Source organism: Mesorhizobium sp. M1006, assembly GCF_040318825.1.
Classification (GTDB): Bacteria; Pseudomonadota; Alphaproteobacteria; order Rhizobiales; family Rhizobiaceae; genus Mesorhizobium.
This window is the reverse complement of the sequence record NZ_JAMYMZ010000008.1, coordinates 189,823-216,755: the sequence shown is the minus strand read 5'-3', so window position 1 is coordinate 216,755 and position 26,933 is coordinate 189,823. Positions and strand designations below refer to the sequence as shown.

Annotated in this window: 23 protein-coding genes and 1 pseudogene; 11 read left to right on the top strand and 13 right to left on the bottom strand. The window is 62.8% G+C overall.

What is annotated here, in order from left to right; genetic code table 11:
• The first annotated feature begins 34 nt into the window (after positions 1-34).
• Positions 35-598 carry a DUF1003 domain-containing protein gene (locus tag NKH60_RS10710; RefSeq protein WP_023680015.1) on the top strand — a complete coding sequence of 188 codons (564 nt, stop codon included), beginning with the start codon at positions 35-37 and terminating at the stop codon, positions 596-598.
• On the top strand, positions 595-1,182 hold the full coding sequence (locus NKH60_RS10705) for a DedA family protein (RefSeq protein WP_352502473.1): 588 nt from the start codon (positions 595-597) through the stop codon (positions 1,180-1,182). Before NKH60_RS10710 ends, NKH60_RS10705 begins: the two co-directional genes overlap by 4 nt.
• Positions 1,183-1,185: 3 nt before the next feature.
• On the opposite strand, the gene NKH60_RS10700 is transcribed toward NKH60_RS10705, so the two are convergent.
• From NKH60_RS10700 to NKH60_RS10675, 6 genes are all read right to left on the bottom strand, one after another.
• Positions 1,186-1,773: a hemerythrin domain-containing protein gene (locus tag NKH60_RS10700; protein ID WP_352502472.1), complete on the bottom strand. Its 588-nt coding sequence runs from the start codon at positions 1,771-1,773 to the stop codon at positions 1,186-1,188.
• 40 nt (positions 1,774-1,813) lie between these two features.
• On the bottom strand, positions 1,814-2,173 hold the full coding sequence (locus NKH60_RS10695; RefSeq protein WP_352471749.1) for a diacylglycerol kinase: 360 nt from the start codon (positions 2,171-2,173) through the stop codon (positions 1,814-1,816).
• A 77-nt stretch (positions 2,174-2,250) separates the two neighbouring features.
• Entirely contained in the window at positions 2,251-2,670 is a 420-nt protein-coding gene (locus tag NKH60_RS10690; RefSeq protein WP_352502471.1) for a GFA family protein, read from the bottom strand.
• A gap of 149 nt (positions 2,671-2,819) precedes the next feature.
• Positions 2,820-4,193, bottom strand: a complete 1,374-nt coding sequence (locus tag NKH60_RS10685) for a class II 3-deoxy-7-phosphoheptulonate synthase (protein WP_352471752.1) — start codon at positions 4,191-4,193, stop codon at positions 2,820-2,822.
• A gap of 179 nt (positions 4,194-4,372) precedes the next feature.
• A complete protein-coding gene (gene mfd / locus NKH60_RS10680; RefSeq protein WP_352502470.1) occupies positions 4,373-7,870 on the bottom strand; it encodes a transcription-repair coupling factor in 3,498 nt (1,165 codons plus the stop codon).
• 13 nt (positions 7,871-7,883) lie between these two features.
• Positions 7,884-8,171, bottom strand: a complete 288-nt coding sequence (locus tag NKH60_RS10675) for an FAD assembly factor SdhE (RefSeq protein ID WP_352471754.1) — start codon at positions 8,169-8,171, stop codon at positions 7,884-7,886.
• Between the two features lie 91 nt (positions 8,172-8,262).
• Between NKH60_RS10675 and recG the strand changes: the two genes are divergently transcribed.
• Positions 8,263-10,371 carry an ATP-dependent DNA helicase RecG gene (recG, locus tag NKH60_RS10670; protein WP_352502469.1) on the top strand — a complete coding sequence of 703 codons (2,109 nt, stop codon included), beginning with the start codon at positions 8,263-8,265 and terminating at the stop codon, positions 10,369-10,371.
• Here recG and NKH60_RS10665 read toward each other — a convergent pair.
• The 4 genes and pseudogenes from NKH60_RS10665 to glmS form a co-directional block, all read right to left on the bottom strand.
• A complete protein-coding gene (locus NKH60_RS10665) occupies positions 10,323-11,075 on the bottom strand; it encodes a DUF502 domain-containing protein (protein ID WP_352471756.1) in 753 nt (250 codons plus the stop codon). The genes recG and NKH60_RS10665 overlap by 49 nt on opposite strands.
• Before the next feature lie 81 nt (positions 11,076-11,156).
• Positions 11,157-11,456: a HigA family addiction module antitoxin gene (locus NKH60_RS10660; protein WP_031212869.1), complete on the bottom strand. Its 300-nt coding sequence runs from the start codon at positions 11,454-11,456 to the stop codon at positions 11,157-11,159.
• Between the two features lie 37 nt (positions 11,457-11,493).
• Positions 11,494-11,762: pseudogene (locus tag NKH60_RS10655) on the bottom strand (type II toxin-antitoxin system RelE/ParE family toxin).
• A 32-nt stretch (positions 11,763-11,794) separates the two neighbouring features.
• Entirely contained in the window at positions 11,795-13,618 is a 1,824-nt protein-coding gene (glmS, locus tag NKH60_RS10650; protein WP_352831602.1) for a glutamine--fructose-6-phosphate transaminase (isomerizing), read from the bottom strand.
• 227 nt (positions 13,619-13,845) lie between these two features.
• On the opposite strand from glmS, the gene NKH60_RS10645 reads away from it, so the two are divergent.
• Positions 13,846-14,199 (top strand): ADP-ribosylation/crystallin J1, encoded by a 354-nt coding sequence (locus tag NKH60_RS10645; RefSeq protein ID WP_352502466.1) that lies wholly within the window; start codon positions 13,846-13,848, stop codon positions 14,197-14,199.
• Position 14,200: 1 nt separating this feature from the next.
• Here NKH60_RS10645 and glmU read toward each other — a convergent pair whose 3' ends face one another.
• Complete coding sequence (gene glmU, locus NKH60_RS10640; RefSeq protein ID WP_352831601.1) at positions 14,201-15,562, bottom strand: bifunctional UDP-N-acetylglucosamine diphosphorylase/glucosamine-1-phosphate N-acetyltransferase GlmU; 1,362 nt, start codon at positions 15,560-15,562, stop codon at positions 14,201-14,203.
• A gap of 130 nt (positions 15,563-15,692) precedes the next feature.
• Positions 15,693-16,640 carry an AraC family transcriptional regulator gene (locus NKH60_RS10635; protein WP_352831599.1) on the bottom strand — a complete coding sequence of 316 codons (948 nt, stop codon included), beginning with the start codon at positions 16,638-16,640 and terminating at the stop codon, positions 15,693-15,695.
• Positions 16,641-16,769: 129 nt separating this feature from the next.
• On the opposite strand from NKH60_RS10635, the gene NKH60_RS10630 reads away from it, so the two are divergent.
• Complete coding sequence (locus NKH60_RS10630; RefSeq protein ID WP_352831597.1) at positions 16,770-17,663, top strand: SDR family oxidoreductase; 894 nt, start codon at positions 16,770-16,772, stop codon at positions 17,661-17,663.
• A 24-nt stretch (positions 17,664-17,687) separates the two neighbouring features.
• Here the strand turns inward: NKH60_RS10630 and NKH60_RS10625 are convergent, their stop codons facing one another.
• Positions 17,688-18,434, bottom strand: a complete 747-nt coding sequence (locus tag NKH60_RS10625) for a cytochrome c biogenesis CcdA family protein (protein WP_352471765.1) — start codon at positions 18,432-18,434, stop codon at positions 17,688-17,690.
• A gap of 188 nt (positions 18,435-18,622) precedes the next feature.
• Between NKH60_RS10625 and NKH60_RS10620 the strand changes: the two genes are divergently transcribed.
• From NKH60_RS10620 to NKH60_RS10595, 6 genes are all read left to right on the top strand, one after another.
• The gene (locus NKH60_RS10620) at positions 18,623-19,000 is read left to right on the top strand and encodes a COG4315 family predicted lipoprotein (RefSeq protein WP_352831596.1); all 378 of its coding nucleotides are present in this window, start codon (positions 18,623-18,625) and stop codon (positions 18,998-19,000) included.
• A gap of 447 nt (positions 19,001-19,447) precedes the next feature.
• A complete protein-coding gene (gene topA / locus NKH60_RS10615) occupies positions 19,448-22,063 on the top strand; it encodes a type I DNA topoisomerase (protein WP_352831594.1) in 2,616 nt (871 codons plus the stop codon).
• A 6-nt stretch (positions 22,064-22,069) separates the two neighbouring features.
• Entirely contained in the window at positions 22,070-24,376 is a 2,307-nt protein-coding gene (gene rnr / locus NKH60_RS10610; protein ID WP_502898554.1) for a ribonuclease R, read from the top strand.
• On the top strand, positions 24,376-24,828 hold the full coding sequence (locus NKH60_RS10605) for a DUF983 domain-containing protein (RefSeq protein ID WP_023679976.1): 453 nt from the start codon (positions 24,376-24,378) through the stop codon (positions 24,826-24,828). Before rnr ends, NKH60_RS10605 begins: the two co-directional genes overlap by 1 nt.
• Before the next feature lie 72 nt (positions 24,829-24,900).
• Complete coding sequence (locus NKH60_RS10600; RefSeq protein ID WP_352872079.1) at positions 24,901-25,635, top strand: NUDIX hydrolase; 735 nt, start codon at positions 24,901-24,903, stop codon at positions 25,633-25,635.
• Positions 25,636-25,651: 16 nt separating this feature from the next.
• A complete protein-coding gene (locus NKH60_RS10595; protein WP_352770286.1) occupies positions 25,652-26,827 on the top strand; it encodes an MFS transporter in 1,176 nt (391 codons plus the stop codon).
• Positions 26,828-26,933 lie beyond the last annotated feature (106 nt).

Here is a 26,933-nt window from a genome sequence, read left to right as displayed (position 1 = left end):
AGCGTCTACCTCATCGCGGACGACGGAGGCGACGATGAACAAAACGATCGAGGACCTGGCAAGCCGCTGGCTGAAGCGAAAGCCGGACGGCCTCAGCGCGCTCGAAAGCCGGGTACTGCAATCTACGCTCGAGCGCACCACGATCTCCAAGGACACCAACAAGGCCGTCGCCTTTCACCAGACGTTTGGAGATCGCCTGGCCGACACCATCGCCCGGATCGGCGGCTCTTGGTCCTTCATCCTGGCATTCATTGGCTTCCTGATCCTGTGGACGGCAGGCAATGTCTGGCTCTTGTCGCGCGCCGCCTTCGATCCCTATCCCTTCATCTTCCTCAATCTCGTGCTTTCCATGGTTGCCGCCCTGCAGGCGCCAGTGATCATGATGGCGCAAAACCGCCAGACGGAGCGCGATCGAATCGACGCCGCCCACGACTATGAGGTTAATCTCAAGGCCGAGATCGAGATCATGGCGTTACACGAAAAGCTCGACGAACTGCGCCACAGCCAGATCATCGGCATGCGAGACGAGATCGCCCGGCTGGCCGAGCAGGTGAAGCGCATCGACGACATTCTGTCGAAGCAGCGAACGTCTTCATGACGGAAGTCATCCATCGTCTCATTGAGCAATATGGATTGGTCGCGGTTTTTCTGGGCTGCGTCGCAGAGGGCGAAAGCGCCGCAATTCTTGGCGGTTTTTTTGCGCATCAGCATGTCTTCATCCCGTGGCAGGCGTTTCTCGCAGCCGCGCTCGGCGCCTTCGGTGGCGACACGTTCTTCTTCATCTTGGGACGGAGCTTCGCCGACCATAAATTCGTGATCAGGCTCCGAGCCCGGCCGGGCTTCAGCCACGCCTACCGCCTTGTCACCTCTCATCCCAACATTTTCGTGCTGTCGAACCGCTACATCTATGGCCTCCGCCTGGTCGGCGGCATCGCCGCCGGGCTGTCGGGCATTGCGGCGGCGCGCTTCGTCATCCTCAACGCCATCTCATCGGTGGTCTGGGCGGCACTGTTCTGCACTGTCGGTTATGTCTTCGGGCTGGGCGCGGAGCACATCGTCGGCCAAGCGCTGGCTCGTCACGAGCGATTACTGATCGCTCTGGCAATCGGCCTCGTTGTGGCCATCCTCGGCTGGCTCGCGGCCCATATCGTCGCCAAGAAGGAACTCCACAAGGGAAGCTGATCGTCAATCAATGCCGAGCGCGCGATCACCCTTCTCGAGGATCAGCGGAATGATCAGGTCTTCCTCGTCGGCAAGATGCCGGGTCAACATGGCGATCAGCCGGCCGTTCTCGTCGGCATAGGCATCGGCGGCGAAACGCTGTTTGTCTTCGCTCTTCTGAAGCGTGCGGATGAAGGCATTTGCCGCCTCGGCATTGCGCTCCAGTCCCTCATGGATTGTGTGGTGATCGGCATCGAGAATCTCGAAGCCGCGCTTCAGACGGGTCTCGGCCCTGGCGAAGACCGGGAAATAATGATGGTCCTCGACATTGTGATGGCCGTCGAGATTGCCGAGGAAATGGTTGAGGCGCGGCGCGAACCAGCGCGCGAATTCCGGCGCGTTCAGCCTACTTTCTCGATAATCGCCGATACCATTGGTGAGCATGCCGCCAAGCTCGCGGAACATGTCGTGCCGCTGCAGCCACATATTGGCTATGCCGTGGATATTGGCATGCGCCTGCCAGTCCTCGCGCGGATATTTTTCGACCAGCCAGCGCAGATCGTCCGGCAGGCCCTCACGTTCAAGCAACAGAAATCCGGTGGTATCGGCCATGTCGGGCCCCTCAGTTGACCTGCATGTAGTGTCTGAAACGTCAGATCGGTACCCCGAGGATCCGCTCGATGACGGCGACGCCCCATACCCCGGCAGCGATCACCACCGAAATCAGCACCGCCAGCGAACCGCAATCCTTGGCCAGTTGGATATCGACGTTGAATTCGCGGCTGAACGCGTCGCATGCCGCCTCGATGCCGGTGTTCAGCACCTCGATCATGATCATGAGCAGCACCGCGCCGATCAGCAACGCATAGCCGCGCCACGATTCCGAAAGGAACCAGCCGAGCGGCAAGGCAAGCACGAGCAGCGTCAGCTCCAGCTGGAAGGCCTCCTCGCCGGCGGCCAGTTTGCGAAACGCCCGCACCGAATTGTAAAAAGCGTCGATCAGTCGCTGCATGCCAAAACCCTTCGGAATCACCGGCAGGGGATAGCGCAATGGCTGGACCAAGGGAATAAGGCGGCCTCTGCAAAGAATCAGCCGGCTGCCACCTTGATCGACGGCGTCGACTTCTCGAACTGCGGCAGCCCGTCATCGATCGCGTAATAATCGCCCTTGTCGCCGACGAAGATATGACATTCGCCTTGGAGCCTAGTTGGCGCGTCGAACAGCCCTGCCATGACCGAAACATAGCCGTCATCGCTCGGCTTCCAGAACAACAGAGAGCCGCATGTCTTGCAGAAGCCGCGCCTGGCGAACGAAGAGGCCTCGTACCAGGTGATGCTCTTCGCGCCGGTGATTGTAATGTCGCGGTCGGCAACGTTGGTCGCCGCATAAAAATGCCCGCTCTGCTTCCGGCACTGCGAGCAATGGCAGTAGACGACACCGCGTAGCGGTCCTCGTGTCTTGAACCGCACTGCCCCGCACAAGCATGATCCGGTGTGACTGTCAGCCATGTCGGCCTCCCGATGCAATTGCCATCGCCTGGCAGCATTCCAGTTTTGCGCGCGTTAGGCACGAGCAAATGCGACACCGGCGGGATTGAATACAAAAAGCGCCGGTTTTCGCCCGGCGCTTCTTCAATGACATCAAAGTTCAGATCATATCAGCCGTTAACGGCCTGCTTGTGCTGGACCGGATGGGTCTTCTTGAGCAGATCGGAGACCAGGAACGCCAACTCGATCGCCTGATCGGCATTGAGGCGCGGATCGCAATGGGTGTGGTAGCGGTCCTGCAGTTCTTCGGCGGTGATGGCGCGGGCACCACCGGTGCACTCGGTGACGTTTTTGCCGGTCATCTCGATGTGGATGCCGCCCGGATGCGTGCCTTCGGCGCGGTGCACCTCGAAGAAGGTCTGCACTTCCTTCAGGATGCGGTCGAACGGCCGTGTCTTGTAGCCGGCGGCCTCGATCGTATTGCCATGCATCGGGTCGGACGACCACACCACGCTGCGGCCTTCCTTCTGCACCGCGCGCACCAGTTTGGGCAGATGGTCGGCAACCTTGTCGGAGCCGAAGCGGGCGATCAGCGTCAGCCGGCCGGGCTCGTTCTCCGGATTGAGCAGGTCGATGAGCTGCAACAGGCCATCCGGCGTCAGCGACGGACCGCATTTCAGCCCGAGCGGGTTCTTGATGCCGCGGCAGTATTCGACATGGGCATGGTCGGGTTGGCGCGTGCGATCACCGATCCAGATCATGTGGCCAGAGGTGGCGTACCAGTCGCCGGAGGTCGAATCGACGCGGGTCAGCGCCTCCTCGTAGCCGAGCAGCAACGCTTCGTGGCTGGTGTAGAAATCCGTCTCGCGCAGCGCGTAATTGGTCTCCGAGGTGATGCCGACGGCCTTCATGAAGTCCATCGTCTCGGTGATGCGGTTGGCGAGCGACTCGTATTTCTCGCCCTGCGGGCTGTCGGACACGAAGCCGAGCATCCATTGATGCACGTTCTCCAGGCTGGCGTAGCCGCCCTGGGCGAAGGCACGCAAAAGGTTGAGCGTCGCCGCCGACTGGCGGTACGCCATCTCCTGTCTTGCAGGATCGGGAATGCGCGACTTGGCGTCGAACTCGATGCCATTGATGATGTCGCCGCGATAGCTCGGCAGCGTTACACCGCCCTTGGTCTCATTGTCGGACGAGCGCGGCTTGGCGAACTGGCCGGCGACACGGCCGACCTTCACCACCGGCTGGGCGCCGGCGAAGGTCAGCACCACCGACATCTGCAGGAAGACGCGGAAGAAGTCGCGGATATTGTCGGCGCCATGCTCGGCGAAGCTCTCGGCGCAATCGCCGCCCTGCAGAAGGAATGCGTCACCGGCAGCGACGGCTGCAAGCTGCTTCTTCAGTTTGCGTGCCTCACCTGCAAAAACCAACGGCGGAAACGTGGCAAGCTGGGCTTCCGTGTTCCTCAGCGCGGCAAGATCCGGATAGGCAGGAACCTGCTGGATCGGCTTAGCTCTCCACGAATTCGGCGACCATTTCGTCATCGAAGCACCTAACGCTCTTTCACACGGACGCCATCGCCCGCCAATCCGCCCCATATGGGGTCGCGGCTCCATACACGAAGCCGATTTCCTATTCTAGACCGGAATTGGGCGCGTGGCGAATGAGCACGGCACTGCGAAAGTGCCGGTGCGGCTGTGCCCAGAGCACCAGCGACGCGCTGCTACGCCGCCTTCTCCACCAGCCGCGCCAGCTGCGTCATGACAACCGCTGAGCCAGCCAGCCGCTTCTCGGGCGTCGCCCAGTCACGGCTGAAGACGACGCTCTGGTCGGGTCGGATCTTGGCCAGCGAGCCCTGTTCGCCGATGAGCTTGACCAGCCCGACCGGATTGGGGAATTCCCGCTTGCGGAAATGGACGACGACACCTTTCGGCCCGGCGTCGAGCTTCTCCACGTTGGCCTTGCGGCAAAGCGCCTTGATGAAGACGATCTTCAACAGATGCTTTACCTCTTCCGGCAACGGTCCGAACCGGTCGATCAGCTCGGCGCCGAAAGCATCGATCTCTTCCGTATTTTCGAGATCGCCAAGACGGCGATAGAGCGCCAGCCTGAGCTGCAGATCCGGGACGTAGCTTTCCGGGATCATCACCGCCGTGCCGACGGCGATCTGCGGCGACCAGCCGCCGTCCTGCACCTCGCCGGAATCCTTCACTTCGGCCACCGCCTCCTCCAGCATCTGCTGGTAGAGCTCGAAGCCGACCTCCTTGATGTGGCCCGACTGCTCTTCGCCAAGCAGATTGCCGGCGCCGCGGATGTCGAGGTCGTGGCTGGCCAGCTGGAAACCGGCGCCTAGCGTATCGAGCGATTGCAGCACTTTCAGCCGACGCTCGGCTGTATCGGTTAGCTTGCGGTTGGCGGGCAGAGTGAACAGCGCATAGGCGCGCACCTTCGAACGGCCGACGCGGCCACGCAACTGATAGAGCTGAGACAGGCCGAACATGTCGGCGCGGTGTACGATCAGCGTATTGGCGGTCGGTATATCGAGGCCGGATTCGACGATGGTGGTCGACAAAAGCACATCGTACTGGCCGTCATAAAAGGCATTCATGATATCGTCGAGCTCGCCGGGCGGCATCTGGCCGTGGGCCACCGCCACTTTCAGCTCAGGCACGGATTCGCGCAGGAAATCATGGATTTCCGTGAGATCGCTGATACGCGGTACGACGTAGAAGGAATGGCCGCCACGGTAGCGCTCGCGCAGCAGCGTCTCGCGGATGACCAGCGGATCGAAAGGGGAGATGAAGGTACGCACGGCCATGCGATCGACCGGCGGCGTGGCGATCAGCGACAGCTCACGCACCCCGGTCAAGGCAAGCTGAAGCGTTCGCGGGATCGGCGTCGCCGACAGCGTCAGAACGTGGACGTCGGTCTTGAGATCCTTCAGCCGCTCCTTGTGCTTGACGCCGAAATGCTGCTCCTCGTCGATGATCAGCAGGCCGAGATTCTTGAACGAGATCGAGGAGCCGAGCAGTGCGTGCGTGCCGATGACAATGTCGACTTGGCCTTCGGCGACGCCCTTCTTGGTCTCGGCCAGTTCCTTGGCGCCGACCAGCCGCGAGGCCTGGGCGACGCGGATCGGCAGGCCGGAGAAGCGCTGCGAGAAGGTCTTGAAATGCTGGCGCGACAACAATGTCGTCGGCACCACCACCGCGACCTGAAAGCCTTCCATCGCCGCGATGAAGGCGGCACGAAGCGCGACTTCGGTCTTGCCGAAGCCGACATCGCCGCAGATCAGCCGATCCATCGGCTTTCCAGCGCCCAGATCACCCATGACCGAATCGATTGCCGTTTGCTGGTCGTCGGTTTCTTCATAGGGGAAACGCGCCGCAAACTCGCCATAGAGGCCTTCCGCCGGCACCAGCGCCGGTGCGGCCCGCATTTGTCGCTCGGCGGCGATGCGGATCAGCTGCCCGGCCATGTCGAGCAGACGTTTCTTCAGCCGTGCCTTGCGCGATTGCCAGGCGCCGCCGCCAAGCTTGTCGAGCGTCGCCTCGGCCGAATCCGAGCCATAGCGCGACAGCAGCTCGATGTTTTCCACCGGCAAGAACAGCCGATCGTCGCCGGCATAGTGGATTTCAAGGCAATCGTGCGGCGCACCGACTGCCTCGATGGTGCGCAGCCCGATGAAGCGGCCAATGCCATGGTCGGCATGCACGACGATATCGCCTGAAGACAATGCCGAAGCCTCGGCGATGAAGTCGGACGCGCGCTTCTTGCGCTTCGAGCGCCGGATCAGCCGGTCGCCGAGAATGTCCTGCTCGGCGACGACGACCAGTTTCTCGGTCTCGAAGCCGGATTCGAGCGGCAGCACGGCCAGGGCCGCCTGCCCTGGCTCAAGCCTTTCGGCTTCGGCAAGCGTCGCCACCGGCTCCAGATTGCCAAGGTGATGCTCGACCAGGATCTGGCCGAGCCGGTCGAGCGAACCTTCAGTCCAGCCGGCGACGACGACACGGCGGCGTGCAGCGCGCTCGTCGGAAATGTGTTTGACGACGACGTCGAAGACGTTGGCGTTAGGGTCGGCGCGTTCCTCGACGAAGCTGCGGCCATGGCGCGAGCCGGCATGGAACACCTTTTTCGCACCGGCATCGGGCGCGTCGAAGGAGGTGAAGTCGATCGCTTCGCGCGGACCAAGCGAGGCAATCAGGTTCTCGGGCGACAGATAAAGCTGATCCGGCGACACCGGCTTGTAGGGCACGGCATCCTTCAAGGCGCCGTCGGCCTGTTTTTTTCGCGCCTCGTAATGATCGAGGATCAGAGTGTGGCGCTCGGCCAGTGCCTCATGCGCCAGATGATCAAACACCACGGGCGCATCCGGCAGGTAATCGAACACGGTTTCCAGCCGCTCATAGAAGAACGGCAGCCAGTGCTCCATGCCGGCAAACCGCCTGCCCTCGCTGACCGCCGCATAGAGCCCATCGTCGCGCGAGGGCGCGCCAAAGGCTTCGATGTAGGCGCGGCGGAAGCGGCTGATGGTTTCCGGCGTCAGCGCCACCTCGCTCATCGCCTGCAGCGCCATCGACTTGCGTTGGCCGATGGTGCGCTGGGTTGCGGTGTCGAAGACGCGGATCGATTCCAGCGTATCGCCGAAGAAATCGAGGCGCAGTGCCTCCGTCCAGCCGGGCGCGAAGAGATCGAGAATGCCGCCGCGCACGGCAAATTCGCCGATGCCGCGCACCGTCGGCACCCGCTCGAAGCCGGAAGTCTCCAGCCGTGACACCAGCGCGTTCATGTCGATCTGGTTGCCGGGCTTGGCGTGAAAGGTCTGCGCCTCGACGAGTTCCGCCGGCGGAATGCGTTGAAGCAAGGCGTTCGCGGTGGTGAGAATGACGGCGCGGTGCGGCTTCTTCGCCAGCGCGATCATCGCTGCCAGCGCATCGAGCCGCCTTGCGGCGGCGTCGGCGCCGGGCGAGACGCGGTCGTAAGGCAGGCAGTCCCAGGCCGGCAGTTCCAGCACCGGCAGGCCCGGCGCGGCAAAGGCAAGCGCCTCGACGATCGCCGGCAGACGCTGGCCGTCGCGCGCCACGAACAGCACCGGCTTGTCAGGGGCGATCTCGTGCGCAGCCTGCACCAGCGCAAAGGCTTCGTAGCCGTCGGCGACGCCATCGACGATGAACTGGCCGGCGCGGCCTTTCGGCAGACCGATCGTAGGGATAAGGCTCATGGCTACACGTTGTTCAGAAGGTCATCTCCCGGCGCGAAGCCAGGATTTTTTGCAGGACGGTACAGTCGATATCCGCCGGAACCGGGCGTTCGCCAGTGACGAGAGGCAGGAATTCGGTGTCGGGAATGTCGAGGAGCCTCTCATATTGGTCGATTTCGTCGCCGGTCAAGGCGCCGATCTCGGCATCGGCGAAGCTGCCGAGTATAAGGTCCATCTCGCGCATGCCGCGGTGCCACGAACGAAACAGAAGCTTGCGGCGGCGGGCATCGAGCCCCTCGCTTGATCGTTTCGTTCCGGTCATCTTGCAACATCCTTGCCCAGGCGGCGCATATAGCGTGGATAGAAGGCGGTGTCAGCCTTGCGCTACAGTCGCCGCAACATAAGCTGACATCATGCGTCCCTCCCTCCTCGATCCGCTGTTTGTCCCGATCACCTCGCTTGCCGGGGTCGGGCCAAAAGTTGGCGCCCTGATCGAAAAAGTCGTAGCAGCCGACCTCGGCGACCGGGCCGCGCGCGCCGGGGATCTCTTGTTCGTGCTGCCGCATACTGTCATCGACCGCCGCAACCGGCCTGGCATCGCCGGCTCGGCGGAAGGCGCCATCGTTACGCTCGACGTCCGCATCGACCGCCACCAGCCGCCGCCACGCGGCAACAGGTCGGTCCCGTACCGGGTCTACGCCCATGACGACACCGGCGAGATCGCGCTGACCTTCTTCCATGCCCATGCCGCCTATCTCGAAAAAGCAATGCCCGTAGGCGAGCATGTCGTCGTCTCCGGCCGCATGGAATGGTTCAACGGCCGCCCGACCATGGTTCACCCCGACCATATCGCACTTGCCGACGACGCGGAAAACCTGCCGCTGGTCGAGCCGGTCTATCCGCTGACCGCCGGGCTCTCGGGCAAGGTACTGCGCCGGGCCATCGGCCAGGCGCTGGCCCGCCTGCCGGTGCTGCCCGAATGGCAGGACGGTGAGTTCCGGCGCCGCCATGCCTTTCCTGCTTTCAGCGATGCGCTCAACCGCATCCACAATCCTGCCGACCCGATCGACGTCTCCGTCGACGGCGCAGCGTGGCGGCGCCTTGCCTATGACGAGTTCTTGGCCGGCCAGGTATCGCTGGCGCTGGTGCGGGCCAAGGTCCGCCGATTATCTGGCCGGCCATTGGTCGGCGACGGCCGCATAGTCGAACAACTGCGCGTGGCACTCCCCTATTCGCTGACCATGTCGCAGGAAATGGCGCTTGCCGAAATCAACGCCGATCTCGGTGACCCCGAACGCATGCTGCGCCTTTTGCAGGGCGATGTCGGCTCCGGCAAGACGGTGGTCGCGCTGCTTGCCATGGCGCGTGCCGTCGAGGCCGGCGGCCAGGCGGCATTGATGGCGCCGACCGAAATCCTGGCGCGCCAGCATCTGGCAACAATTGCGCCGTTGGCGGAACGGGCCGGCCTGCGTGTCGCCGTCCTCACAGGTCGCGAAAAGGGCCGCGAGCGTGCCGACACGCTGACCGGGCTGGCCAATGGTGACATCGACATCGTCGTCGGCACCCATGCGCTGTTCCAGGAAACGGTGACGTTCCGTGACCTCGTGTTCGCCGTCGTCGACGAGCAGCACCGTTTCGGCGTCCATCAGCGCCTTGCCATTACCGCCAAGGGCGATGCGCCCGACATGCTGGTGATGACAGCAACGCCGATACCGCGGACGCTGGTGCTGACTGCATTCGGCGACATGGATGTGTCGAAGCTGACGGAAAAGCCGGCCGGCCGCCAGCCGATCCGCACCGTCACCTTGCCGCTTGAACGGCTCGACGAACTGATCGGACGCATGCTCGACGCCGTCGCCGATGGCCAGAAAATCTACTGGATCTGTCCGCTGATCGAGGAATCCGAGGAGATCAAGCTGATGTCGGCCGAGGACCGTTTTGCCTCGCTGAAGCCGCTGTTCGGCGACCGCATCGGCCTGGTGCACGGCCGCATGAAAGGCACCGACAAAGACGAGGCGATGCGCGCCTTCAAGCAGGGCGACACCCGTATCCTGATCGCCACCACCGTCATCGAGGTCGGCGTCGATGTGCCTGATGCGACGATCATGGTCATCGAGCATGCCGAGCGTTTTGGCCTCGCCCAGTTGCACCAATTGCGTGGCCGGGTCGGGCGTGGCGACAAGCCTTCATCCTGTGTGCTGCTCTACAAGGACCCGCTCGGCGAGACGGCAAAACGCCGTTTGTCGGTGATGCGCGAGACCGAGGACGGTTTCCGTATCGCCGAAGAGGATCTGAAGCTGCGCGGCGAAGGCGAGTTGCTCGGCACCCGCCAGTCCGGCACGCCGGGCTTCCAGGTGGCGCGCATCGAGGCGCATGCCGACCTGCTCGAGGCCGCACGCGACGATGCGCGGCTGATCCTGTCGCGCGATCCGGAACTGCAGTCCGAACGCGGCACGGCGCTGCGCCTGTTGCTCTATCTGTTCGGCCGCGACGAGGCCGTGCGGCTCCTGCGTGCCGGCTGAGGCATCGTGTCGAGCGGAGGATTGGCAAGCGCGCCGTGGATATGCTCGCCGTTCACCGTCACCATTTTGACAGCTGGCGCCACCAGGCCGGCCGACACGATCAGCTTGGCTCCGTCCTCGATCGTCATGTCGAGCAGCACAATGTCGGATTTCGGCACATACATCAGAAAGCCGGTCGTCGGGTTGGGCGTACACGGCATGAACACGGCAATCAGCGGATCGCCTTCCCGGTCGAGCTTCTGGTTGATCTCGGTTTCCTTCTCGCTGGCGACGAAGACAAGCGACCAGACCCCTTTGCGCGGATATTCGACCAATCCGACCTGCCGGAACATGTCGCCCTTGTTCGACAGCACTGTCTCGAAAATCTGCTTCAGCGAACGGTAGATGCCGCGCACCAGCGGCATGCGGCCAAGCAGGCGCTCGCCGAAGTTGACGATGGCGCGGCCAACGATATTGGCGGTCATAAAGCCGATGAAGGTGATGAGGATCAGGGCAACGATCAGCCCAAAACCCGGCACTGGAAACGGCAGGTACGTGTCCGGATTGTAGCGTACCGGAATGTAGGGTTTCACCCAGGAATCGACCCAGCCGATCAGCGACCAGGCAATGTAGGCGGTAATCGCCAGCGGCGCGCAAACGACGAAGCCGGTCAGGAAATAGTTTCTCAGCCGGGTCATGCCTGAGGTCTTGAGAGCATCCGACATGGTTCACCGCAGCGTGTGTTTGCAGCGCGACACTACTGAACCCCAAGGCGCTTTGGAATGGCGAAGTTTTTAAAAGATCAACTATGCCGCGGCTTCCAGCGGTTCGATCTTCTCGAGCTCCGGTGCGAGTTTCTTCGCCTCGGTTTCAAGTTCATAAGCCTGCTGAAAATTCATCCAGAATTCCGGCGTGGTGTTGAAGAACCTGGCGAGGCGAAGCGCGGTATCAGGAGTCAGGCCGATCTCTTCCTTGGCAATGCGTTCGATACGGGTACGAGGAAGATTGAGCTTCTTCGCCAGCGCACCGGCACTCATACCGAGCGGGACGAGATATTCCTCGCGCAGGAACTCTCCGGGGTGAATTGGACGTACGAACTTGAGCATGGTTCAGAGACCTCAAGGGTTTAGGGCAAGTGCCCGCTCAATGGTAGTCGACGATCTCCACCTCTTCGGCGCCAGCGTTGGTCCATTTGAAGCAGGCATTGGTCGTTGATACGAATTGAATGCTGCCCAGCTCTGCTCCCTTCAGGGCTTCAAGGCGATTTCCGGGTGGCGATCGTTCAATTGTCCGGCGTTTTCGATCGCTCGAAGACGACGTTCGCCACGGGCAACCAGATCCGGTGGAAAACCTTTCGGTGCCTTCCCCTCGGCAACCGCTTCCACCGCTTTGCCTTTGAACGAAACGATCAACTTGGACCCTATCGGTAGCCGTTTGGAACCGATCATTCCACCGTTACCGATTTCGCCAGATTGCGCGGCTGGTCGACATCCGTGCCCATGAACACGGCGGTGAAATAGGCGAGCATCTGGATCGGCAGTGCGTAGATGATCGGCGAGATGATTTCCGGTACGTCCGGCAAAACGATCGTCTCCATCGTCTTCACCGTGGCGTGCGCGGCGCCCTTGCTGTCGGTGATCAGGATGATCTTGCCGCCGCGCGCCGCCACCTCCTGCATGTTCGAGACGGTCTTTTCGAAGATACGGTCATGCGGGGCGATGACGATGACGGGCATGTTCTCGTCGATCAGCGCGATCGGGCCGTGTTTCAACTCGCCGGCGGCATAGCCTTCGGCGTGGATATAGGAAATTTCCTTGAGCTTCAGCGCGCCTTCCAGGGCCAGCGGAAAATTGGTGTCGCGGCCGAGATAAAGCACATTCTTGTAGTGCGAGAGGTCGCGCGCGACCTTTTCGATCTGCCCGTCGAGCTTTAGCACCTGGTTCGCATAACGCGGCGCTTCCGACAGCTCGCGTATCAGCGTTTTCTCCTGCTCCTGCGAAATCGTTCCGCGCGCCACGCCCGCCCGCACCGCCAGCGAGGCCAGCACGGAAAGCTGGCAGGTGAACGCCTTAGTCGAAGCGACGCCGATCTCCGGGCCGGCCAACGTCGGCAGGATGACGTCGGATTCGCGCGCCATGGTCGATTCGCGCACATTGACGACCGCGCCGATCTTCATGCCGGCCTTGCGGCAGTAGCGCAGCGACGCCAGCGTGTCGGCGGTCTCACCCGATTGCGAGATGAAGAAAGCGGCATCGTTCTTCGACAGCGGCATCTCGCGATAGCGGAACTCCGAAGCGACATCGATGTCGACCGGCAGCCGCGCATAGCGCTCGAACCAGTATTTGCTGATCAGCCCGGCGAGATAGGCGGTGCCGCAGGCCGAGATCGCCAGCCGGTCGATCTTGGCGAAATCGAACGGCAGGTCGAGCGGCTTCGAGACGCCGCTGATGAAATCAACATAATGCGCCAGCGTGTGCGAGATCACTTCCGGCTGCTCATGGATTTCCTTTTCCATGAAATGGCGGCGGTTGCCTTTGTCGACCATGAAGCTCGTGCTGAGCGACTGTTGGCGTTTGCGGTCGACCTTGTTGCCGCCCATGTCGAAGATATCGACCTCGTTGCGGCGCACCACCGCCCAGTCGCCGTCTTCCAGATAGGTGATCGAATTGGTGAAAGGGGCAAGCGCAATGGCGTCGGAGCCAAGGAACATCTGGCCGTCGCCATGACCGACCGCGAGCGGCGGGCCATTGCGCGCGCCGACGATCAGATCCTCGTCGCCCTTGAACATGATGGCGAGCGCAAAGGCGCCTTCCAGCCGCTTCAGCGCCTTGTGCGCCGCCTCAACCGGCTTCAGCCCCCTGGCCAGTTCGCGCGCCACCAGATGCGCGACGACTTCGGTATCGGTCTGTGAGGCGAAGCTGTAGCCGTCGCGCATCAGCTCGTCGCGCAATTCGGCGAAATTCTCGATGATGCCGTTATGGACGATGGCGACGCCGTCGGAAAAATGCGGATGCGCATTGCTCTCGTTCGGAACGCCATGCGTGGCCCAGCGCGTGTGGCCGATGCCGATCATGCCGTCGAGCGGTTCGTCCTTCAGCAGGCGCTCGAGATTGACCAGCTTGCCCTCGGCGCGGCGGCGGTCAAGCCTGCCGTGCTCGATCGTGGCGACGCCGGCCGAGTCATAGCCGCGATATTCGAGCCTTTTCAGCGCATCGACGATAAGCGGCGCGACCGGCGAGTCACCGACAATTCCAACGATACCGCACATGGCGCCTGCCCCCGATTCCGACCTCAAACCCGGCACTATTTAGAGACTGCCGGGCTGCCGCGAAAAATCACATTCCATTTCGTCCGGTATCAGCCGGACTATCCTGCACAGATGCACCATGACAGGGCGCACTTGCAATCCGGTTACTGCAATTGCTCAGTTCCTCCGCTTATGTATCCTATCTCGGCTCAACGGCTCCAGAAATCAGTCAAAGACATGATGCGGCTATGAACGAACGAATTGACACGGTGACGCTTTGGCGTCCGGTTGGTCCCCGCGAACTGGAGTTGATCCAGAGGGCAGGGATGCGCGCCTTTCCTCCTCGACTTGCCGATCAGCCGATCTTCTATCCGGTTACCAGCGAGGCCTATGCCACCCAGATCGCCCGAGACTGGAACGTGCCCGCGAGCGGATCAGGTTTCGTGACGCGTTTCGAGGTGAGTCGCAGCTTTCTGGACCGTTACAGCGTCCAGCATGCCGGCAGCCGGGCGCATCTGGAATACTGGATTCCGGCCGAAGACCTGTCGGCCTTCAACGATGCAATCGTTGGCGAAATCCAGCTTGTCGCCGAGTTCCGCTAGTCTACCCTTTTTTGCGGGCCGCCGCGGCCTGAGAAAAACGCTCTCGCAACTCCTTGCCCTTGCCGGGTAGAGTCCGCTGGCGGGCGCGGCCGAAAGCCAGCGCATCGTCGGGTACGCTTTCGGTAATGACGCTGCCCGAGGCGATGTAGCCGCCCTTGCCGATGGACACCGGCGCCACCAGCGAGGAGTTCGAGCCTATGAAGGCGCCCTCGCCGATATCGGTGAAGAATTTCGAATAGCCGTCATAATTGCAGGTGATGGTGCCGGCGCCGATATTGGCGCCGGCACCGATGCGGGCATCGCCGATATAGGTCAGATGGTTGACCTTCGCGCCCTCCTCGACGATCGCCTGCTTGACCTCGCAGAAATTGCCGACCTTGGCCTTGGTTCTCAGATCGGCCCCGGGCCGCAGCCGCGCGAACGGCCCGACATCGCAATTCGACGCGATGGTGGCGCCTTCGATATGGCTGAAGGCATGGATCTTGGCCCCCGTCGCGATTTTCACGCCCGGCCCGAACCAGACATTGGGTTCGACGACCGTATCGGCGCCGATCTCGGTGTCGTGCGAGAAGAACACAGTTTCGGGCGCGATCAGCGTAACGCCAGAAAGCATCGCCTCGCGCCGCCGGCGCTGCTGCCAGATACCTTCCGCCTGGGCAAGCTCGGCACGGTTGTTGATGCCGAGCGCGTTCTCGAAACTGGCTTCGGTGGCGACGACATCAAGTCCCTGGGCAGCGGCGATCTCGACGATGTCGGTGAGATAATACTCGCCCTTGGCGTTCTTGCTGCCGACTTGATCGAGCAGCTTCAGCGCGTGCCTGCCGGCGACCGCCATCAGCCCGCCATTGCAGAAGGTGATCTTTTTCTCCTCGTCCGAGCAGTCCTTCTCCTCGCGGATGGCCACGAGCTTGCCGGCCTTTTCGATAAGCCGGCCGTAGCCCGAAGGATTTTCCGTACGGAAGCCGACCACGACGACGGCCGCACCTTCCGCCAGCTTCAGCCTCGCCGCCGCGAGCGCTTCCGGATCGATCAACGGCGTGTCGCCAAACATCACCAAGATATCGTCATAACCTTTTGATATTGCTGCACGTGCGGCAAGCACGGCGTGCGCGGTGCCGAGACGTTTTTCCTGAACGAAAGCCTCGGCCCTCGGCGCAAACTTGAGTGCAGCCTTGCGCATCTCATCGGCGCCATGGCCGATCACCAGCGCCAATTCGCCGCTGCCGGCGGCTTCGGCCGCCTTGACGACATGGGCAACCATCGGCAGGCCCGCGATTGTGTGCAGCACTTTCGGCACTGCACTCTTCATGCGCGTGCCTTCACCGGCGGCGAGGATGATGGACAGGCAGGATCTCTGGCTCATGGGGACAGCAACCGTTGAAAGGGGTCTGGAATCGAAGCGTTAGTAGCACCGGCGCCATGCTGCACCAATGCGGTTAAATTCCGGTGAGACGGTGGAACCTCCAACCCGCGACACGCTCAAGCCGATCGGCTCAGGCGGCTTCCGCCTCGTTGCGTGATGCGAAGCTGGGGGCTCGGCCACGGCCGTATTGCCGTGGCGAACAGTTCATGACCCGCTTGAAGGCTGTGCTGAAGGCGCTTTCGGATTCGTAGCCGAGCGAAAGCGCTATGACGGCGACGGGATCGCTGGAATTCGTCAGCCGGTCGCCAGCCAGCAGCATTCGCCAGCGCGTCAAATAGTCCATCGGCGACGCGCCAACCGTCTCCTTGAATCTGAGCGCAAAGGTCGATCGCGACATGCCGGCCCGTTCCGCCAGTTCCTGTAGCGTCCAGCCATGCGCCGGATCGTCATGCATGGCCCTGATCGCCGCGCCGATCTGTTTGTCCGCGAGGGCAAAGAGCCAGCCGATGCCACCTTTCAATCCTTCCGAAAGATGCAGCCGCAGCGCCTGAACCAGCATCATGTGGGCGAGGTGCTGGATCATCAGAAAGCCGCCCGGCTGCGGCTCGCGCAGCTCCTGCATCATCCGCTCCACAGACCAGCGCAGCGCCGACTGGTCCGACTCTTTGCGGATATGCACAATGGCTGGCAGCATCCGCAACAGCATGCCGGCATGATTGCCGCCAAGCGCGAAGCGGCTGCTGACCAGAAAGAAATCACCACCGCCATTGTGGGTCACGACCCCGCCGGCTCGCGCAGGCGGAAAAATCTTGACGGCTTCAACAGGCGTCAAGCTCATGTCGCTTGCAAGGCGGAAAGGCCGTCCACTCGGCAGCAGGAAGCTGTCTCCCGTCTCAAGGCGCACTGCGTCAGCAACACCCTCCACAGACAGCCAGCACCGGCCGGAGACCACCGCTCCGGTCTTGATGCTTTGCTGCTGGTCGGGGAACTGGATCGACCATTCACCACCAGCATCGAAACCGGCCGACATATAGTTTCGCGGCTTCAGCAGCGAGAGCACATCTGAAAGGGGATCCACAGGTCATTCCGGACGATTGCGAAGATAATACGGACTTTACCGCATAGATCGTATTTTCTCAAGCGCCTATCACGACACAACTGAGCCGCGAAAATGGTCGTGGCCAGAAACGAACAAGGAGAAGTCGTGGTGCGTGTTTTCGTTACCGGAGCGACCGGATTCGTCGGTTCTGCCGTCGTTCAAGAACTCATCGGCGCCGGCCATCAGGTGCTCGGCCTCGCCCGCTCGGCGGCGTCGGCCAAGTCGCTTGCGGCCACCGGAGCCGAGGTGCATCGAGGTGACCTCGAAGCCCTCGAAAGCCTCAGCAGGGGCGCAGCGGCAGCTGATGGAGTGATCCATACCGGCTTCAACCACGACTTCTCGAAATTCGCGCAAAATTGCGAGATGGACCGGCGCGCCATCGAGGCCTTGGGCGGTGCACTCGAAGGCTCCGAGCGGCCCCTGCTCGTCACCTCCGGGACCGCGCTCCAGGCGCGGGGCCGTATCGCGACCGAGGAAGATGCGCCTGTCCCATCTTCCGCTTCGTATCCCCGCGCCTCCGAAGCGACAGCCGCCGCGCTGGCGGCACGCGGCGTGCGCGCGTCGGTTGTGCGCCTTCCTCCGTCGGTCCATGGCCAAGGCGACCATGCCTTCGTTCCTATTCTCATCGACCTCGCTCGCGAGAAGGGCGTGTCGGCCTATATCGGCGAAGGGCTCAATCGCTGGCCTGCCGTGCATCGGTTCGATGCCGCCCGCGTCTACCGGCTTGCGCTCGAGCATGGAGCCGGTGGCGGGCGATATCACGCGATCGCCGAAGAAGGCGTGCCGTTCAAGGACGTCGCCGGCGTGATCGGCCGGCGCCTGGACGTGCCGGTCGTCGCCAAGTCCGCGGAAGAAGCCGCCGATCATTTTGGCTGGTTCGCGATGTTCGCGGCGATGGATGTCCCGACCTCGAGCGAACGAACCCAGGCGCTGCTGGGGTGGCAGCCGAGCGGACCCGGGCTGATCGCTGATATCGACCAGCCGGGCTATTTCGAAGGCTGAACAGACCCATGTCGGGCGGCAAACCTATCCCAATTGCCCCAGCACCGGAAAATTCTCGAGCAACCAATAGGACACCGCCTGCACGCCGCCGGTCAGGAAAAACACGCCGGCGACCACCAGCAACGCGCCGATGGCCTTTTCGACGCGGCCGAGATGGACGCGGAATTTCCCGAGAAAGCGCATGAAGGCGCCTGAAAACAGCGCCGCAACGAGGAAGGGAATACCGAGGCCGAGCGAATAGGCGGCGAGCAGCAGCGCGCCCTCGCCCACCGTCTCGCGGCCGCCGGCAAGCGTCAGGATCGGCCCCAGCACCGGGCCGATACAGGGCGTCCAGCCAAAGGCGAAGGCCAGGCCCATGACGTAAGCGGCGATCAGGCTGGCCGGCTTGCCTTGTGACTGGAAGCGCGCCTCGCGTGAAAGCAAAGGGATGCGCAGTACGCCGAGGAAATTCAGCCCCATCAGGATGATCAGCACGCCTGCCGCCATTGCCAGCGGCTCCTGCCAGACTCGCAGCAAATGGCCGATGGTCGAGGCGCCGGCGCCGAGCGCGACGAAGACGGTCGAGAAGCCGAGCACGAAGGCGATTGAGGAATTAATCAGCGCGCCTCGCGCGCCGGCCTTTGCCGTAATGCCGGCCTCGCCGCGGAAATCGTCGACCGACACGCCGGCCATATAGCACAGGTAAGGCGGCACCAGCGGCAGCACGCAGGGGGACAGGAAGGAAATTGCTCCCGCCCCGATCGCACTGACATAGCCGACGTCCAATGCCATTTCCGTCTCCCGATGACTGCGCAGCCATATAGCCGCGACAACAGCCGTCCGCCAATCACCATCGCGTGGCCCCATCACATTGGGTAGCAAGTCGGCGCCCGCCCGGGAAGAAAGGGCAGCCAGGCAGCGTTGATCAAACGAAACTGCGTTGTTCCGCACGCTTTTCGAAATGACCCAGGGAGAAGTCCATGAAAACGATCGCAATTGGCATAGCCGCGCTTTTGCTCGGCACTGCCGCATCCTTCGCTGCCGAGGCGTGGAAGGAAGCGGAGGTCGGCGGCACCAAGATCTACACCGACGCCAGCGGCATGACGCTCTACACCTACGACAAGGACGAGGCGGGCAAGTCGAACTGCTACGACAAATGCGCCGCCAATTGGCCGCCGCTGAAGGCTGACGCCAACGCCAAGGCCGAGGGCGAGTGGACGATCGTCGACCGCACCGACGGCACCAGGATGTGGGCCTACGAAGGTAAGCCGCTCTACACGTTCATCAAGGACAAGAAGGCCGGCGACGTGACCGGCGAGGGTGTCGGCGGCGTCTGGCATATCGCCAAGGCCGACTAGGCCTTGAGCTTCTGATCGGCTGTAACAGGCAGCAACACGGCTGGTCGCTGGGAACTCGACCCAACCGCCCCGGCGGCCAGCTTTTCAGCACGGTACTTCCTTGCGACTGTCCGAGCAAAATGCCGGGCAAGCGATTGCGCGCTTTACAGCATCTGTTCAAGCAGGGCTGGCGCGTGCTCGATGTTTCTCTTATATCCGCGGGAGAGTTTGTCCCGTTCTCCAGGATCAATTGTCGGGTTTGTCCAGCGATAGGCTGCTCATTTCCCTTGTCCAGGATTGCGGAAATCGCATGGCGCGCCGTTGGGTTGCGCATTCGCTACAGGGCCGCATTTTGACTGCTTGGCCTTGACCGGATGCAAAAGCGCGGCCATGTGAGCGACACATTGAACGAGATTTCGTCGCGCGCAGCGGAATTCTTCTGCCGCATCACAACTGATATGAGACCGTATGGACGTCGTCGTCGTCGAATCGCCGGCCAAGGCGAAGACAATCAACAAGTACCTCGGCAAGAACTACAAGGTTCTGGCCTCGTTCGGCCATGTCCGCGATCTGCCGGCCAAGGATGGCTCGGTGCGTCCGGATGAGGACTTTGCCATGTCCTGGGCCGTCGACACCGCGTCTGGAAAGCGTCTCGCCGATATCGCCAAGGCGGTCAAGGACGCCGACGGGCTGATCCTCGCCACCGATCCGGACCGCGAGGGCGAAGCGATCTCCTGGCATGTCCTGGAAGTGCTGAAGCAAAAGCGCGCGTTGAAGGACAAGCCGGTCAGCCGCGTCGTCTTCAACGCCATCACCAAGGCGTCCGTGCTGGAGGCGATGGCCAATCCGCGCCAGATCGACGCGCCGCTGGTCGATGCCTATCTCGCTCGCCGTGCGCTCGACTATCTGGTCGGCTTCACGCTGTCGCCCGTGCTGTGGCGCAAGCTGCCCGGCGCCCGCTCCGCCGGCCGCGTCCAGTCGGTGGCGCTGCGTCTGGTCTGCGACCGCGAATCCGAGATCGAGCGCTTCATCCGCGAGGAATACTGGCAGGTCGCCGCCATTCTCGGTACGCCGCGCAAGGATAATTTCGAGGCGCGGCTGACCGCCTTCGAGCGCAAGAAGCTGCAAAAGCTCGACATTTCCAACAAGGCGCAGGCCGACGACATCAAAGCGATGCTCGAAGGCGCCAGCTTCAAGGCGGCGTCGGTCGAAGCCAAGCCGACCAAGCGCAATCCCGGGCCGCCCTTCACCACCTCGACGCTGCAGCAGGCAGCCTCATCGGGCCTCGGCTTTTCGGCCAACCGCACCATGCAGGTGGCTCAGCGGCTCTATGAGGGCATGGAGATCGGCGGTGAGACCACCGGCCTGATCACCTACATGCGAACCGACGGCGTGCAGATGGCGCCGGAGGCGATCTCTGCCGCGCGCGATGCGATTGCCAAGGAATTCGGCCCTAAATACCTGCCTGAAAAGCCGCGCTACTATTCCGCCAAGGCCAAGAATGCCCAGGAGGCGCACGAAGCGATCCGTCCGACCGATTTCATGCGCACGCCGGCTTCCGTCAGGCAGTATCTCGACGCTGACCAGGCGCGGCTTTACGAGATGATCTGGAAACGCGCCATCGCCAGCCAGATGCAGCCGGCCGAGATAGAGCGCACCACGGTCGAGGTCGAGGCCATCAACGGCCCGCGCACCGCCGAGCTTCGTGCTGTAGGCTCGGTTGTTCGCTTCGACGGCTTCCTTGCCGCTTACATCGAGCAGAAGGAAGAAGATTCGGAAGACGAGGAAAGCCGCCGCCTGCCCGAGATCCGTGCCGGCGAGCAGCTCACACGCGAGGCGATCAACGCCACCCAGCACACCACCGAGCCGCCGCCGCGTTATTCGGAAGCTTCGCTGATCAAGAAGCTGGAAGAGTTGGGCATCGGCCGGCCGTCGACTTATACGGCGATCCTGAAGACGCTCGAGGATCGTGACTATGTCACCATCGACAAGCGCAAGCTGGTGCCGCAGGCCAAGGGCCGGCTATTGTCGGCCTTCCTCGAAAGCTTCTTCGAGCGTTATGTCGAGTACGACTTCACCGCTTCGCTGGAGGAAAAGCTCGATGAGATTTCCGACGGCAAGCTCGCATGGAAGGACGTGCTGCGCGATTTCTGGAAGGATTTTTCCGGCGCCGTCGCCGACATCAAGGAGTTGCGCGTCACCGACGTCCTCGATGCATTGAACGAGGAACTGGCGCCGCTGGTCTTTCCCGCGCGGGAAGACGGTTCGAACCCGCGCATCTGTCCGAAATGCGGCACCGGCAACCTGTCGCTGAAGCTCGGCAAGTTCGGCGCCTTCGTCGGCTGTTCGAACTATCCCGAATGCTCCTTCACCCGCCAGCTCGGCGACGCCGCCAATCCCAATGGCGAGAATGGCGGTGGTGAAGACGGCACCAAAGTGCTCGGCAAGGACCCCTATACCGCCGAGGAGATCACGCTGCGCAATGGCCGGTTCGGCCCCTATATCCAGCGCGGCGACGGCAAGGATGCCAAGCGCTCCAGCCTGCCCAAGGGCTGGACGGTCGATTCGATCGATCACGAAAAGGCGCTCGCCTTGTTGTCGCTGCCGCGCGACGTCGGCAAGCATCCGGAATCCGGCAAGATGATTTCGGCCGGGCTGGGGCGCTACGGGCCGTTCGTGCTGCATGACGGCACCTACGCCAATCTCGACAGCATCGAGGACGTGTTCTCGATCGGCCTCAATCGCGCCGTCTCGGTGATCGCCGAGAAGCAATTGAAGGGCAAAGGCGGCCGCAATGGCGGCACAGCCGCTGCGCTCAAGGAACTAGGCGAGCATCCTGCCGGCGGCGGCAACATAGTCGTGCGCGACGGCAAATACGGGCCTTATGTGAATTTCGGCAAGGTCAATGCGACGCTGCCGAAGGGCAAGGATCCGCAATCGGTGACGATCGAGGATGCGGTGGCGCTCATTGCGGAAAAGGAAGCCAAGGGCGGCAACGGCGCCAGGAAGCCCTTCCGCAAAGCGGCCGCGCCTGCCAAGAAACCGGCTGCGGCCAAAAAACCGGCGGCCAGGAAAAAGGGATAGGACGGGTTGGCGCGCAAAGTCTCCGGAAGAAGCCACGGCGATCTGCGCACCGCCGATACCCGTGCCAAGGTCAGGGACAATTACCGGCCTTCACGCGACGAGATACTGCGTTACATCGCCGAAAATCCGGACCGCGCCGGTAAACGCGACATCGCCAAGGCGTTTGCGCTGCGCGGCGAAGACCGTATCTGGCTGAAGGACGTCTTGCGCGACCTGCAGGATGAAGGCCTGCTCACCAAGGAGCGCAAGCGGCTTGCCCGTATCGGCGCCCTGCCCCACGTCGCGGTGCTCGACATCTTCGGCCGTGACGCCGACGGTGTGCTGCTGGCGCACCCGACCGAAGCGATTGGCAATGGCGAACCTCCGGTCATAGCGATCCGCGTGTCGCGCGGCGGCAATGGCCCGACGCCGGGCATCGGCGACCGCGTGCTGGCCAAGACCTTTCCGACCGACGATCCGGCAGGCCCGGCCTATACGGGCCGGGTGATGAAGATATTCGAGAAGCGCACCGATGCGGTTCTCGGCGTTTTCCGTGTGCTGAAGGACGGCACGTTCCGCATCGAACCGGTGGAAAGGCGTCAGCCGGAGCTGGTCGTCGACAAGGAATTCCAGAACGGCGCCAAGAACGGCGACCTGGTCGAGGTCGAGCCGGCACGGGCCTCGCGCTACGGGCTGCCGCGAGCCAAGGTTCTGGCGGTGTTGGGGTCGCTGACCAGCGAAAAGGCGGTCTCGATGATCGCCATCCACGCACACGACATTCCGCATATTTTCCCAGCCGACGTCATCGCCCAGGCGGAGGCGGTCAAGCCGGCGACGCTTGCCGGCCGCGAGGATTGGCGCGAGCTGCCGCTGCTCACCATCGATCCGGCCGATGCCAAGGATCATGACGACGCGGTGTTCGCCATGCCTGACACCGACGAGAAGAACGCCGGCGGCGTGATTGTCACCGTCGCCATTGCCGATGTCGCTGCATACGTGCGCTATGCCACGGCGCTCGATCGCGAAGCGCTGAAGCGCGGCAATTCGGTCTATTTTCCCGACCGAGTCGTACCGATGCTGCCGGAGCGCATCTCGAACGACCTCTGTTCACTGCGCGAGGGCCAGGATCGTCCGGCGATAGCGGTGCGTATGACTTTCTCGGCCGATGGCCACAAACTCAGACATTCCTTCCATCGCGTCATGATGAAGTCGGCGGCGAAACTCGCCTATCAGCAGGCGCAAGCGGCGATCGACGGCGCACCGGACGACACGACTGGCCCGATCCTCGATACGGTGCTGAAGCCGCTATGGGACGCCTACGCGATCCTGAAGCGCGGCCGCGACACCCGCCAGCCGCTCGAACTCGATCTGCCCGAGCGCAAGATCCTGCTCAAGCAGGACGGCACCGTCGACAAGGTCGTCGTGCCGGAGCGGCTCGACGCGCACAAACTGATCGAAGAGTTCATGATCCAGGCCAATGTCGCCGCCGCCGAGACACTCGAGGCGAAGCGCCAGGCGCTGGTCTACCGCATCCACGATGCGCCCTCGCTCGCCAAGCAGGAATCGCTGCGTGAATTCCTGCAGACGCTCGGCCTGTCGCTGGCGCGCGGCGCGCAAATGCTGCCGAACCAGTTCAACGGCATCCTCGCTCGCGTGCGCGGCGCCGATAATGAGGGGCTGGTCAACGAAGTGGTGCTGCGCTCGCAGAGCCAGGCCGAATATTCGCCCGCCAATATCGGCCATTTCGGCCTCAACCTGAAGCGCTACGCGCATTTCACCTCGCCGATCCGTCGCTATGCCGACCTGATCGTGCATCGTGGGCTGATTGCCGCACTCGGCCTTGGTCCGGGGGGCCTGACGCAGGACGAGGCGGAGCGGCTGGAAGAGGTCTCGGCGCTGATTTCGGCGACCGAGCGGCGCGCGATGGCCGCCGAGCGCGACACGGTCGACCGGCTGATCGCCGCCTTTCTCGCCGAGCGCATCGACGACCGTTTCGACGCCCGCATCTCGGGCGTCACCAAATCGGGCCTGTTTGTCCAATTGCCGCAGTACGGCGCGGATGGCTTCATTCCGGTTTCAACCCTGGGCGGCGACTACTATATATACGACGAAACTGCTCGATCGCTTTTCGGAGAACGCACCGGCAAGGGCTATCAGCTTGCTGATCGCGTCGAGGTTCGCCTGATCGAGGTGGCGCCGATGGCCGGCGCGATGCGTTTCGAGATGCTGACCGAGCCAAAGCCGCTGCCCGGCTCCAAACGGTCGTTCCACAAGGCCAAAGGCCGCGCCCGGGCGTCGCAATCGCGTCCAGGCTCGCGCGGCAGGAGACGGTAATGCCAACAGAACTGCAGGTGGAAGAACGGATTTTCGGTGGCGAACATCACTCGGGCCGGACCGCCCGGCCGCTATGGACGGCAATGAAGCGCGGTATGCTCGGCCGCTGCCCGCATTGCGGCGAGGGCAAGCTGTTTCGCGCCTTCGTCAAGACCGTCGACAAATGCGATCATTGCGGCGAGGAGCTCCACCACCATCGCGCCGACGACCTGCCGGCCTATCTCGTGGTCGTCATTGTCGGCCACATCGTGCTCGGGGCCTTCATGGGTGTCGAGGCGACCTCGACGCTGTCTACCTGGCAGCACATCGCCATCTGGGTGCCATTGACCATCATTCTGGCCGTCGTCCTGCTGCAACCGGTCAAGGGCGCTGTCATCGGCCTGCAATGGGCGTTTTATATGCACGGCTTTGGCGGTGAAGAAGATCTGATCGAGTCGCATCCCGAGGCTTGAAACCGAGGCTGGCGCAATCGGCATGGCTGGACGCCACTTTCGCATCGGAGAAGATTCCGCTAGGTCGACCGCATGGACGTTATGACCAAGGCGGAAGTCGACAAGGTTGAGCGGATCGCGCTCGAGGCCAAGCCTATACGCCCACGCGACGCCGCGACGCTGATCCTGCTCGACCGCAAAGGCGACGAATTCCTGGTGCTGATGGGCCGGCGCCACGCCGGTCATGCCTTCATGCCGGGAAAATTCGTGTTTCCTGGCGGCCGCACAGATCCGGCCGACAGCCGCATCTCAATAGCCACCGCACTTCATCCCGAGGAAGAAGCGAGATTGACCGCTGGTATCGGTCGCACCAGCCCGGCTCGCGCCCGCGCGATTGCCCTGTCGGCAATCCGCGAAACCTATGAGGAGGCCGGCCTGCTGATCGGTCAAAAAGGCGCGTTCGCAACCGCCAGGCGCGACTGGCAGGGCTTTGTCGAACACGGCGTCATCCCATCACTGCAAGCGCTGCGCTTCGTCGCACGCGCCATCACCCCGCCCAACCGGGTGCGCCGCTTCGATACGCGCTTTCTCGCCGCATGGCGCGACGATGTCGCCGTTGAACTGCCGGGTGGCGGTCCGACCAACGAGTTGGAGGACGTCGTTTGGCTGCCGCTGGCCAAGGCCAGGCAAGCCGATATTCCAGACATCACGCGCACGGTCCTGGAGGAACTGGAAACGCGGCTCGCCTGGGATCCGCTGCTGAGCCCCGGCAGTCCCGTGCCGTTCTACCGGCTTGTCCACAATCGCTTCGTCCGCGAAATTCTCTAGAGCAGCCAGGCATTCCATGACAGTCGATACCCAGCCGCAGGGCAAGGAACGCGTACACTGGCTGCCGATGGTCGCGGCGATCTCGTCGATCAGCGTCGTCGGCATTGCCATCGGCCTTGGCATGCCGCTGCTCAGCGTGATCCTGGAAACGCGTGGCCATTCCGCGTCGATGATCGGTCTCAACACCGCGGTCGCCGGCCTCGCCTCTATCGCCGGCGCGCCGCTCGCCACCCCGCTTGCCATGCGGTTCGGGGTCGCCTGGACGATGCTTGCCATGATCGCCGCCGGGGCGCTGGCCTTTGTCGGTTTCCATTTCGCGCCAGCTTTCTGGATGTGGTTTCCGCTGCGCGTGCTGCTGCATATCGCGCTAACGGTGCTGTTCATCCTGTCGGAATTCTGGATCAGCACCTCGGCGCCGCCACACCGGCGCGGACTGGTCCTCGGCATCTATGCCACCGTGCTGTCTCTCGGCTTTGCCGCCGGGCCTTGGCTGTTCGCCCATCTCGGCAGCAGCGGCTTCCTGCCCTTCGGCGTTACCATCGCCTTGGTTACGCTCGCTGCCATACCGGTCCTGGCGGCACGCAACGAGAGCCCGACGATCGTCTCGGACGGCGAAACCAGCAATTTCCTGCGTTACATCTGGCTGGTGCCGACGGCGACCGCGGCCGTGCTGGTGTTCGGCGCGGTCGAGACCGGCGGCTTTGCACTGTTCCCGGTCTACGGTAGCCGCATCGGCTACTCAGAGGCGGACGCCGCCCTTTTGCTCACCATGATCGGGCTTGGCAACGTGCTGTTGCAGATCCCGATCGGCATGATCAGCGACCGCGTAAGCGACCGTCGCTATCTGCTGATGGCCTGTGCCACCGTCGGGCTTGCCGGTACGGTCTTCATGCCGTACTTCGCGCAGAACTGGCATTTGATGGCAGCGCTTCTGTTCGTCTGGGGCGGTGTGGTCGCTGCCATGTACACAATCGGCCTGGCGCATCTCGGCTCGCAGCTTTCCGGCCACGAATTGGCCTCCGCCAACGCCGCCTTCGTGCTCTGCTACGGCGTCGGCATGGTGCTTGGCCCGCAGGCGATCGGCATCGGCATGGACGCTTTCGGGCCGTCGGGCTTCGGTTGGGCGCTCGGCCTGTTCTTCGCCTGCTATATCGTGCTGGTCGGCACCAGGCTGCTCCACAAAATCCTCTGACTCGGCCCAGCTGCCGACATCGCTCCCACTGCTGACCAACTCCTGACACAACCATGTCAGGAGGGCTCGAGTATATGCTCCCCCAAAGTGCATAAGCAGGGAGACC